10 protein-coding genes and 2 riboswitches are annotated in these 11,302 nt (G+C 32.0%); of the genes, 2 read left to right on the forward strand and 8 right to left on the reverse strand.

Annotated elements, in window-relative coordinates; all coding sequences use genetic code 11:
• The 3 genes from DYH56_RS15205 to DYH56_RS15215 form a co-directional block, all read right to left on the reverse strand.
• Positions 1-1,474 (reverse strand): lectin-like domain-containing protein (locus DYH56_RS15205; protein WP_147269630.1); only part of this gene is annotated, 1,474 nt, incomplete at its 3' end.
• A 142-nt stretch (positions 1,475-1,616) separates the two neighbouring features.
• Positions 1,617-1,692, reverse strand: a riboswitch (cyclic di-GMP riboswitch).
• A gap of 260 nt (positions 1,693-1,952) precedes the next feature.
• The gene (locus DYH56_RS15210) at positions 1,953-2,327 is read right to left on the reverse strand and encodes a NusG domain II-containing protein (RefSeq protein ID WP_114643713.1); all 375 of its coding nucleotides are present in this window, start codon (positions 2,325-2,327) and stop codon (positions 1,953-1,955) included.
• 2 nt (positions 2,328-2,329) lie between these two features.
• Positions 2,330-3,214 carry a phosphatidylserine decarboxylase gene (locus DYH56_RS15215; protein ID WP_114643714.1) on the reverse strand — a complete coding sequence of 295 codons (885 nt, stop codon included), beginning with the start codon at positions 3,212-3,214 and terminating at the stop codon, positions 2,330-2,332.
• A 193-nt stretch (positions 3,215-3,407) separates the two neighbouring features.
• On the opposite strand from DYH56_RS15215, the gene DYH56_RS15220 reads away from it, so the two are divergent.
• Positions 3,408-4,280, forward strand: a complete 873-nt coding sequence (locus DYH56_RS15220; protein WP_233500055.1) for a GGDEF domain-containing protein — start codon at positions 3,408-3,410, stop codon at positions 4,278-4,280.
• A gap of 458 nt (positions 4,281-4,738) precedes the next feature.
• Here DYH56_RS15220 and DYH56_RS15225 read toward each other — a convergent pair whose 3' ends face one another.
• The 5 genes from DYH56_RS15225 to DYH56_RS15245 all read right to left on the reverse strand — a co-directional run bounded on the left by DYH56_RS15225 (position 4,739) and on the right by DYH56_RS15245 (position 8,950).
• On the reverse strand, positions 4,739-5,110 hold the full coding sequence (locus tag DYH56_RS15225; RefSeq protein ID WP_114643715.1) for a tetratricopeptide repeat protein: 372 nt from the start codon (positions 5,108-5,110) through the stop codon (positions 4,739-4,741).
• 19 nt (positions 5,111-5,129) lie between these two features.
• Positions 5,130-5,216: riboswitch (cyclic di-GMP riboswitch) on the reverse strand.
• A gap of 153 nt (positions 5,217-5,369) precedes the next feature.
• A complete protein-coding gene (locus DYH56_RS15230) occupies positions 5,370-6,227 on the reverse strand; it encodes a D-alanine--D-alanine ligase (RefSeq protein WP_114643716.1) in 858 nt (285 codons plus the stop codon).
• Positions 6,228-6,297: 70 nt separating this feature from the next.
• Positions 6,298-6,633 (reverse strand): hypothetical protein, encoded by a 336-nt coding sequence (locus tag DYH56_RS15235; protein WP_114643717.1) that lies wholly within the window; start codon positions 6,631-6,633, stop codon positions 6,298-6,300.
• A 276-nt stretch (positions 6,634-6,909) separates the two neighbouring features.
• Positions 6,910-7,857: a GGDEF domain-containing protein gene (locus tag DYH56_RS15240; RefSeq protein ID WP_233500056.1), complete on the reverse strand. Its 948-nt coding sequence runs from the start codon at positions 7,855-7,857 to the stop codon at positions 6,910-6,912.
• Positions 7,832-8,950: a cobalamin B12-binding domain-containing protein gene (locus tag DYH56_RS15245; RefSeq protein WP_114643719.1), complete on the reverse strand. Its 1,119-nt coding sequence runs from the start codon at positions 8,948-8,950 to the stop codon at positions 7,832-7,834. The genes DYH56_RS15240 and DYH56_RS15245 overlap by 26 nt, the downstream gene beginning before the upstream one ends.
• A gap of 268 nt (positions 8,951-9,218) precedes the next feature.
• On the opposite strand from DYH56_RS15245, the gene DYH56_RS15250 reads away from it, so the two are divergent.
• Entirely contained in the window at positions 9,219-11,153 is a 1,935-nt protein-coding gene (locus DYH56_RS15250) for a glycoside hydrolase family 15 protein (RefSeq protein WP_114643720.1), read from the forward strand.
• Positions 11,154-11,302 lie beyond the last annotated feature (149 nt).

The following is an 11,302-nucleotide window of genomic DNA, read 5'->3' on the forward strand; positions in this document are numbered from 1 at the left end:
CTGCATCTAAATCCGCCTGCGTTATTGCATGCGTTACTGTTCCTGTTGCTGTTTCGCTAGGTACTAACTCTGTTTTATCTAATATAATTCCATCTACCTTATTCGTATCTGTTATTACTATATCTTTCAATGTTGTATTTCCTGTATTTGTTAAAGCAACTGTATAAGTTACGATATCACCTACTTTTGTATATTCCGTTACAACCGATTTACTATCTTTATCTGTTATTACCGGAGTATTACTTACAGTAAATTCATTTCTTTGCATAGTCTTTACCCTGACTTCTGCTGCAGCATATAGTAGTTCAACAGGGTTGCTATCCTTTTTTGTTGCTACTACTGCTGCTGTTCTTATTACACTTCCCTCGTCAATGTCTGCCTGAGTTACCTGCTTCGTTCCGTAGGTTACAACACTCTTTCCCGCTCCAAGCTCAATCCATGTATCCTTTTCAAGGGTAATATCCGATACCAGTTCTTCATCTGATATATTTTTACCATCTTTTAATTTAATATCGATAAGGTCTTCACTTCCAGGGTTTGTTATTGTTATTTTATATTTAATAGTATCCCCTAGTTCATAAATTTTTTCATCTACAACCTCTTTCTCTATGTGTAACTTATAATCATCTGTTGGAATAGTTCCTCTGACTTCAGGATTACGAATTTTATGCTCATTCATCCACTGCCCTGTTGATGAAGTAAATCCAAAATAAGCGTATCTTCCTCCCAAATATTCCTGTACAATATCCCCATGATAAGTATTTGTATATGTCGTCATCCCGTCTTTAAAGGTATATGTAAATGTTTTAGATAAAGCATCCCAGTCAAAGGTAACCTTATGCCATTCCCCGTCTTCCATCTCAGGTATTGCCTGATAGAAGTCATTACCTGAAAATGCTGAACCATTTATTGTCCCAATTTTTCCTTTAGCTATAAAAGCAATATGATCTTTTATTAAATCTCTCTCTCCATCCTCTTTAAGAAACTTTGGATCATAGCCGGGATTTGTATAGGTATCAAATTTAACTCCAAAGGATTTTTCAAATATTTTTGGCGACCCATAATTATCATAACCTATATATTGTCCAGCTTCTCCATAGTTAACATATTTATAATCCGATGATTTAAAGGCAAAGGCCATCCCGTCTGCCCCTATATCAACATTGTTGTGATCATCGATATATTGAGGTGCCATATTTAAACCAGGATATATTTTTTTTAGACTTTCAATGTCCTGTATTCCTTTGCTTCCTAAACAAATTTCATATTCAAAATGAAAATCTTTGCTCAAATCAAACATATTCCGTGACCAGACTGCACCTACTTTACCACCTTCATCAGGAGTTATTCTTACCTCACTCCCGCTTTTCATGGCAGACTTATAATACAAAAAATTACTGTAATTTCCGTTAATTTCCATCCCCCATAACTGCATCGATATAACTAACCAAAACAATAAAACTATTTTCTTCATCTTTCCTTCTCCCTTGTAAATTCAATATTTTATTTGATATCTATCCTTAATTTTTTCTTGTAAAATTTAAAAAAAACTTAACATTCTACGAAAAACAACCTAACAACCGTTTTTTTATATAAAAAAATACAGACCTCGAAAGATCTGCAACTGGCTGCCATTTTAAAGGCCCTTTAGTTTTGCGCCACAGGATTTCCCCTGCTTTGCCAAAAATATTTTTTAATTCAAATTTAATAATAAATTATATAACATTATATAACATTTCCATGAAAAATCATAATTATTTTTTGTTAATTTTTGTTGATCTTTATTAATCTTAATTAATTTTTGTTAGGTTTAATCATATTTTATATATATATTAATTGTGTAATATTTTTCTAAATAATATGTAAATATCGTAAAAAATAAATTTACATATTAAAAAAATGAGTTCTATATTTTACAGAACTCATTTTTTTCATTTCATTTTAAATAGTATCTACCGCAGGATAAAATCTACCTCTGCTTCTTCTTTTCCCACTATCTTTATCAGGAGTTTATCCGGAACTCCTATGATGGTCTGTCCCGACCTCTCTATCCACCCCTGCTTGACACATAGTTTTCTGGGAGAATATGAGGAGGTTACCCTTATCTTATTGTCTTTTAATTTTATTCCTACTCCTCCAATATCCGTATCGACATAAAAGTCTTTCTCTGCTTTTTGGAGTTTGTATGTATATTTTAATTTATTATTTACATATATTTCAGCTCTCTCTGCCTTAGTTTCCTTAATATTGTAGACATTAATGCCTAAAGTCAAAAAAATCCCTATGATTAGCCCATAGATTATTAGGTCTCCCCTTTTAAAATACATCTCTATTCTCCTATTTTTTCACCCATATATACCTTGGTTTCATAGCCATTTTTTGTATTTTTTAAAATATCGTCATCTATCATAACCTTACCCTTTTCAAACAGTAAGAGTACCGAGGAACCTCCAAAGGTGAAATACCCCTTTTCCTCTCCCTTTTTAACATGGGTATCAGGAGTATAAGTCTGCTCGATCCCTCCTACCATGGTAGCTCCTATCTCTGAGATCAAAACATCCCCGTATTCACTGGTTTCCAGTGTAGTTAATTCCCTCTTATTTTCACAGAATACTCCAAAATTTTCTTTTATTGCATAGGGTGATACAGAATAATAGTATCCGTCTATCTTATTTCTACTGCCGATTTTACCGTCAGCCGGAAAGTGGTATCTGTGATAATCCGCAGGAGCTAGCCTGACAATGATCATACTACCGCCTTTGTATTTTTCCAGCAGCTCTTTATTATTCAGATATTTTTCTAAACAAAATTCACTTCCTTTTACGAAGAATTTATCCCAGTCATTGATCTTTTCAAACCCTACCGCCTTTCCGTCGGCAGGAGACACCAATCCGTCCTCTATCTTTCTTGCATTGGGCTTTAGTTTTCTATAGAAAAAATCATTAAATGAAGTAAAATCTCCTACTTTTTTTTGAGATTCATTCATATCTATATGGTTGTTTTTTACAAAATCCTCTATCTTATTGATTGATTTTTTCTGGTCCATTAATTTTCCGTAAAAAGAGGAGAGGCATTTTCTCTTTACCAGCAGCTCCAAGGGCAGTTTTCCAAATGGATTATGGTATAAAAATTTCAAAAAATTTTCTCCCGGAACATTTTCTACCAATATCATATTGGTTTTTCTATCTATATATTCAATCTTATCTAATTTCATATTATATCTCCCTGTCAACTTTTATATTTTAATGGTTATCCTATATATTATATCATAAAATATATGTATTTAGAAAATCTGCTTTTCTTATGATAGTTTTTAAGGTTCTCTGCAACAATTTTAAAGGAATTATCGTTTTTTTTAGTAATTGGATAGTATGAAATAAAATAAGCTAAAGTAAGGAGGAGGACCTTTGAAAAATAAAGTACTTATGCCATATTTAATTGTAATAGCCATAACTTTAACATTGATATCCTTAGATATGCCATTTCCAAAAGTAGAAAATCCAACAGCCTGGGATATCATAAGCGAACTTTTAATCTGTATCCAACCTTTAATATGGATATGTTTTGGAAAAATTGCCTTTAGAAAAATTTTTATACGTAGTTTATATGTAGGTGGGTCCATTATATTTTATACAGGTGCATTACAAAATGTAATGGATGAAATATATGAGATAGAAGGGTTTCTATCTCATATAGACAAAGTTTTAATGCCCATTGGACTAATGCTGATATCAATGGGAGTTGTTTTGTCTGTTTTAAATGAAAGGAAAGATAATTTCTATATTTCACAAAAAAGTATAAAAGATCCATTGACAAAATTGTACAACAGACGTTATTTAGAAGAAAAGTTAGAGTCTATATTAAATGAATCGACTGAAGTTAATCATGAAATATCCATAGCCTTTATTGACATTGACAATTTTAAGAAAATTAATGATACAGTGGGTCATATAAAAGGAGATGAAATTTTAAGATACATAGGTAAATTAATAAATGGTTCCATAAGAGAATCAGATTATGCCTTTCGGTATGGTGGAGATGAATTTTTGATAGTATATCAAAATACAACTGCGGAAATAGCTTTAAAAATAACCGAACGGATTAAAGATAATTTTAAGAAAAATATTTTATTTCATAATTACAACCTAAGTCTGAGTTCAGGTATAGCATCCTATCAAAGGTCTGAAAATTATAAGGAGTTTATCAGGAGAGCAGATCAAGCGATGTATAAATCTAAAATTAACGGTAAGAATCGAACAACCCTAGCTGCTACTCCTTAAAGGAATCATCAAAAATTGTTATATTTTATATGCTTATTTCATTTTTATGGATATTATTTTCTGATAAAATTCTATACACGATGGTTAAAGATGTTGAATCCTATAAGTCACTCCAAACTTATAAAGGATCAAGATTTAGATAGTTTTTTAACAAAAGCTGATAAGGCCCTCTACAAAGCCAAAGAAAATGGAAAAAACAGATATAGTTTTTAGTGGAGTAGAGTAATCTTAATGATTATTCTATTTTTTATTATCTAGAGAATTTCAGTGCTGGCGTTGAAGATATTACAATATTTTTGCAATTAAATATGAAGAAAGGCTTTCAGAATATCTATTCTAAAAGCCTAACTAGTTTAGTAATTAAGATTTGAATGAAAACACAAAAGTTGTTACACTCCCCTGTATTAAATATTAAAATACGGTAATAGATAATTTTACTTCCTATTTTTTACATTATACTAAAACCTTTGCTGGATAATATTTTTGTTTTTATGTGCTAACGGGTCCAATGAATCTATTTTTAAAATAAAGTTATAGTCCGCGATAGCTCCATTGTAATAATCTAACCTCTCTTTTATTATTGCCCTGCTGTGATACGCCTGCAAATATTCAGGGTTTAGCTTTATAGCTGTATTATAATCTTTCATTGCACCTAGGTAATCTCCTAATTTAAACTTTAAATTGCCTCTGTTAAAATAACTATTTGGATTATCTGGATTGGATTTAATAGCTTTATCATAACTTTTCAGCAACCCTTTTTCCTCTTTTGATTTTACTTTTTCACCTGAATAATTATTTTTAATAAGTCTGTTGATTAGAATTTTAAGCATCTTGTCCCCCTAAAGAAACTTTGACAACTGGCTGTCATATCCATTGCAAGACTCAGACCCTATAGTTTTGCGTCACAAAGTTTCCTTTGCTTTGCCTTTTTTCAAAATTATTTATTTTTTTAATATATTTTTATTCTAGTTATTATAACAAAAATTAACATATAGTGCATTTTTTATAGAAAAAATTTAAAAACAGTCAAATCCTATATTAGGATAACGGCATAAAATACCAAAGGAGTTGCCTGTTCAATGGATATCTCTACGATGAGATAATTTTTTTTACCACATCATCAAATGTATAGTTCTTAAGGCTTGCAAGTTTAGGAAGAAGGCTTGTCTCTGTCATTCCAGGACAGGTATTAACCTCTAAAAAATAGATTTTGTCATCTGATAATATAAAGTCACTTCTAGAAGCACCGCTTAATTTAAGTTCATCGTGAATAAGCTTAGCATTCCTCATGGCATTTTCATAGATTTCTTTCGATACCTTTGCAGGGTACTCGTAATCGGTCTTTCCTCCTGCATATTTTGACTCATAGTCATATATTCCACCATGGGGAATTACCTTCAACACTCCAAGAGTTTCTCCATTTAAAATTCCTGCAGTCAGTTCTATTCCCTTTATATACTCTTCTATTATCACACTTCTATCTGATAGGTTTTCCAAAGCAACTTCTGCATCTTCCATATTTTTACAAATATAAAGCCCCATACTGGATCCTTCTTTTGACGGTTTTATCACTACCGGAAACTTATCTATCTCCTCTTTGTTTGGATAGGTCTTGGGGATTCTTATTCCCAAACTATCTGCTATCCTTTTAGTTATAATTTTATCCATTGCAACTGCACTTGGAGCTGCTTTAGACCCTGTATATTTTTTTCCTAAAAGATCAAGTAAGCCTTGAATCCTTCCGTCCTCTCCACACCCCCCATGTAGAGATAAAAATGCCAGATCATATTCATTTTCAATGAATGATGCGACCAGGTTTTCACTTGTTAAATCCACTCCATATGCATCGTATCCCTGTCTTATTAAGCTGTTTAATACTGCACTCCCTGTTTTTAGTGATACTTCCCTCTCAGTTGATGTTCCCCCCATAAAAACTGCAATTTTCATCTTTTCCTCCTATAATGATTATTTTTAGACCTCTATTCCAGATATCTTTTTTACTTTTTAAAGGTTTTCTTTATCCTGCAGATTTTTTATACCTGGTTGCCTTTACAAATAGATCAGAAGGATTAACAGTTATTTCATGTTGTTGAATAACATAGCCATGATCAGATAAAATATCCCTTACCATTGCACCTATAAGCTGTTTAAACCTGTTTAATTTCACATGATTTTTCAATGGGAAATTATTTATAAGGTCTTTTTGTAATGCAGTGACTGCAGGTTTTTTAAGATACGTAGCCGTTTCCATTTTGATTAAACTTTCTCTTGTTTTAAGGAAAGCCCAAATATCTTGGGACAATTGACTATATTGTCCTACCAATAGATCGTTAAATTTCTTGTCTGTATACATAGCTATTCCTCCTTATTTTAAACCCCATTGGATTGAAAGGGTCTTAATTTTAAAGCATCTTATATTTATGATGTCTTCTTTTTTAGATATACTGCAATTTAACTTTTTTCCTTTAACTTTGATGCATTGAATAAATTTTTTAGAAATTATTAATTATTTTAATTCTAAATTTCTTGATTTAATCTATTTCTAGGCATCGACCTCAAATAAATTATTTATAAATCTACATTCAAAAACAGCAAGTGGTGGATTAAAGCGACTTGCTGTTTTTTATTCTTATTTGAATACAGTTTGATTTCTACCATTAGTTTTTGCCTTATACATATTGCTGTCAGCTCTTTTCATTACGATATCTGCATCTTCCCACTCTTTATAAAAAGTTGCTCCAAAACTTGCAGTAATTTTATTATCTATCCCCTCTAACACTATATTTTCACATTTTTTTCTGAGTTTTTCAGAAATATCGAATAAATAGTTTTCTTCCCTACATTGCACAATAATGCAGAATTCTTCTCCACCCATTCTTGCAACTATATCTTCTTTTCTAGTATTATCTTTAAGCATTTGGGAAAATTTAATTAAAACTAAATCTCCTACGTCATGTCCATAGGTGTCATTAAAATTTTTAAAGAAATCTATATCCATAAAAATTATCCCTATATTAAAATAATTATTTCTTTTTTTTAGAGATATTAATTCTTTCAAACGTTCAAAGAAAAATTTACGATTAGCAATTCCAGTAAGAAAATCAGTATTTAGTAATTGAGTGATTTTTTCATTAGCTAATTTTAACTCAAAATTTTTCTTTGTCAATTCCCTTGTGAGATTTGACATTTCAATATTTATTTGAGAAATTTCACTCACTATTTCAGATTCACTAATCAGATAATTTTTAAATATTATAACTGTGTCCTCTTCTTTTTTTATTAAAGAACCCTGTAAATAAGTTACAGAACCTGATTTTGAATTATAGGTGCAGCTTATTTCTTTAATATTTAAACCTCTATCTGTTACTGACTGAGAAGAGATATTAATTCTTCCAACATTTTTTTCAAATAAGCTGTTGGTTATATTACCGGGATTATCTATTAGTTTTTCAAAAGCCTTATTGTATTGATCTATTCTTAAATCTTTCGTTAAGGTAACAATGGGCATATTTGTTTTATCAGCCATGTATTTTATTAAAATTTTACTTTTATTAAAATTTAACTTCATTTTTATCATCCCACCATAATCTTGCAGTTTCTACAGTTTCGCAGCTGCTAAGAGCTATCTTATCTGCTTCTATTTTATTTTGAGCTTCTCTACCAAATGTAAATGCATATCCTCCTAATAAAATCTTCATATTATCTAAATTTGAATCGGACCTTATTTGAGAGATTAAGTCTTTTACACCACTCATATTAAAAGCCATAGCAACAGATATACTTATAAAATCAGGTTTTTCTTCATGAATTATTTTTATCAATTCTTCATTAGGAACATTAGCTCCCAGATAAATAACATTCCATCCATCTAATTCAAGAATATCTGATATTATTCTTGCACCTACTTCATGATACTCATTAGAGGAAGCTGTTACTATGGCTTTTCCTTTTATATTTTCAACTAAAATAAAATTCATATATAAAAAGGACATAATTCTCATTACAATAGACGTTGCAAGGTGCTCTTGAGCTACTGAAATCAAACCTTTTTCCCACAGTAACCCTACTTCATACATTGAATATGTTATTATTTTTGTGTAAAAATCTTCCAGTGATTCTTTATCGTGAACAATGGATTTTGAAAATGATAAAGCCTCTGAAGAATTTCCATTGATTAATAAATTAAAAAATTTATTTTTATTTTTCTCCCAATCAGAATCAAAAGGATATTCAATTTCGTTTGTCTTATCACTGATCTCTTCTTCCACATGATCTAGGGTAGATTTTAGCCATTCATAGATTTTAATGATTTCCGAAGAAGTATTTGAATCTAAGTTTTCATTTATAACTTTTATCCATGTTTCTATTTCTTTATGAAAATATTTACTTTTGAATCCTCTGGATCTATAGCTGCTTAAGACCCATTTTAGTGTATTTCTAAGAAGTTCATAGTCGTTTAGTTTAAATATATTGGTCATAAATTTAGCATGGTGGATATGATTTTCATGCATAACAGACAAGGGGTTACCACCTATTAAATTTTCAATAGAATTCAAATTAGTCATAATAGAATTTACAGATTCAACCATTACAGGGATATTTTTTTCATATTCCTTAGCAGAAGCATAAGAAACAATGTCTCCCTTGGGAGACGGATACAATTTATTCATACAAATCCTCCTAATTTTAGATTTGAATAGGTGTTTAATTCCAACATAAATCCAGATAAAAATACCATTCAGCTTAATATACTGTGGTATTGGTATTTTTTCCTTCCTAGGTTGTTAAATTAAATCTTGTACTCTGTCCAAAAATTTATAGGGCATTTGATATTTAAGGTTCTTGTAACTCTTAAATATCAAAATGAAAAAAAAAGGATTTTTTCTTTTTTTTCGGTAAAAAATATTTAAATATCTTCGGTAAGAGAGGGGGAAAACAATGCCTAGAAATATTCCTATTGGAAATGGAAATATGCTTATAGCCTTTGATGATAACTACTGTATGAGGGAGTTTTTCTATCCCTATGTGGGGGAGGAAAATCACACCAATGGAAACTCTTTTATGACCGGTATATGGTGTGACGGTATTTTTCATTGGATTGATTCCAGCTGGGATATACAATTAAATTATTTAGATGATTCTCTGGTCACAGACATCTGCCTGAAAAAAGAAAACTTTCCCATTGAACTTAAAATTCATGACTGTGTAGATTTTCATGAAAATATTTATTTAAAAAAAGTAAGTGTAAATAATACTTCTCCCAAAGATCACGATGTCAGAATATTTTTTACCCAGGATTTTAATATCCTTGGAAATGAAATAGCTGATACGGCCCTATACAGACCGGACAAAGAAGTATTGGTGCATTATAAGAAGGACCGGTATTTTCTTATCAATCTCTTCCATGAAGGGAGGTACGGTATAAAGGAATTTGCCATTGGAAGCAAGGGTAAAAATGATCTTCAGGGTACATATATGGATGCCCTTGACGGAGTTCTTAGCTGCAACCCGATAGAACAGGGGACTGTAGATTCAGTTACCGGAATCAAACTAAAGGTAGGTTCCGGAGAAGAAATTTCATTCTTTTATTACATCTGTGCCGGAAAAGACTGGGAAGAAGTATGTAAGCTCAATTCCATCATAGTAGACAAGAATCCTGAAGAACTCCTGGTAAGGACAAAAAATTACTGGGATCTATGGGTAAATAAGGAAGATCTGCCCTTAGATCTTCTTCCTGAAAAAATCTCCTGGCTCTATAAAAAGAGTCTTCTTATCTTAAGGACCCAGATAGATAATAGAGGAGGAATATTAGCCGCCAATGATTCAGATGGAATGCAGTACAACAGGGATACATACAGTTATGTGTGGCCTAGAGACGGGGCTCTTGTGGCCCATGCCTTGGACAGGGCAAGCTACCCCGTCCTCAGCAGCAGCTTCTATAATTTTTGCAGTGATGTAATCTGCAGTGAGGGATATCTGGCCCATAAATATACCCCGTCTAAAAATATAGGAAGTTCCTGGCATCCATGGATAACAAATGGGATGAGGCAGCTCCCTATACAAGAAGATGAAACTGCCCTTGTTGTCTGGGCTATAGGGAAACATTTTAAAAAATACAGGGATATTGAGTTTATCAAGCCTCTTTATAAGAGACTTATAAAAAATTCAGCTGAATTTATGTGTCGTTTTATTGATCCGGATACCAATCTTCCCCGGGAAAGTTATGATCTCTGGGAGGAAAGGCTGGGAGTTCACTCCTTTACCGTAGCCTCTGTCTATGGAGGTCTTATGGAAGCCAGCAACTTTACTCGTTTATTTGGTGAAAAAGATCTGGCTGAAAAGTATAAAAATACAGCTGAAACCATGAAGGCTGCCTTCATACGACACATGTATATAGAAAGTGAGGGGTATTTTGCCAGAATGGCCAGGTTTAAAGATGGGGAATTAATATACCTGGATAAAACTAAAGATTCCAGCCTCTATTCCCTCTTTGCTTTTGGAATGTTTTCCCCATCAGATAAGATGATAGAGAGCAGTATTAGGGTTATTATGGATAGATTATGGATAAATACCCCTATAGGAGGTATTGCCAGGTATGAAGATGACCCCTATTACAGGATATCGGAGGATACTACCGGCAACCCATGGATTATTACTACCCTTTGGATGGCATTCTACTATATTGAGGTGGGAAATAAAGAAAAATCCCTGGAACTGTTAAACTGGGTATGTGAAAGAGCCCTTCCCAGCGGAGTTTTGTCCGAACAGATAAATCCACATACAAATGAACCGGTCTCTGTATCTCCCCTTACCTGGAGTCATGCTACATTTATAGAAACTGTACAGAGATATATGGAAAAATTTATAAAATAAATATTTTTAGTTTCATTTCAGAAAGGAGCATTCCTGTATAATAAAAAAGTAAATGGTTGAAAAAAAAAGATACCTCGATGTAAAATTAAGACGACTAAACCCTAATATTTTACGGAGGTATCCACATGAAGTTTAACCAAAATAGCAAA

The sequence above is a fragment of the Psychrilyobacter piezotolerans genome (assembly GCF_003391055.1).
GTDB classification, from domain to species: domain Bacteria; phylum Fusobacteriota; class Fusobacteriia; order Fusobacteriales; family Fusobacteriaceae; genus Psychrilyobacter; species Psychrilyobacter piezotolerans.

Excerpts from the sequence above, each read along its gene's own strand:
- DYH56_RS15245 (WP_114643719.1), bottom strand. The coding sequence starts at position 8,950 with ATGAATAAATTGTATCCGTCTCCCAAGGGAGACATTGTTTCTTATGCT.
- DYH56_RS15215 (WP_114643714.1), bottom strand. The coding sequence starts at position 3,214 with ATGAAATTAGATAAGATTGAATATATAGATAGAAAAACCAATATGATA.
- DYH56_RS15235 (WP_114643717.1), bottom strand. The coding sequence starts at position 6,633 with ATGTATACAGACAAGAAATTTAACGATCTATTGGTAGGACAATATAGT.
- DYH56_RS15240 (WP_233500056.1), bottom strand. The coding sequence starts at position 7,857 with ATGATAAAAATGAAGTTAAATTTTAATAAAAGTAAAATTTTAATAAAA.
- DYH56_RS15225 (WP_114643715.1), bottom strand. The coding sequence starts at position 5,110 with ATGCTTAAAATTCTAATCAACAGACTTATTAAAAATAATTATTCAGGT.
- DYH56_RS15210 (WP_114643713.1), bottom strand. The coding sequence starts at position 2,327 with ATGTATTTTAAAAGGGGAGACCTAATAATCTATGGGCTAATCATAGGG.
- DYH56_RS15250 (WP_114643720.1), top strand. The coding sequence starts at position 9,219 with ATGCCTAGAAATATTCCTATTGGAAATGGAAATATGCTTATAGCCTTT.
- DYH56_RS15230 (WP_114643716.1), bottom strand. The coding sequence starts at position 6,227 with ATGAAAATTGCAGTTTTTATGGGGGGAACATCAACTGAGAGGGAAGTA.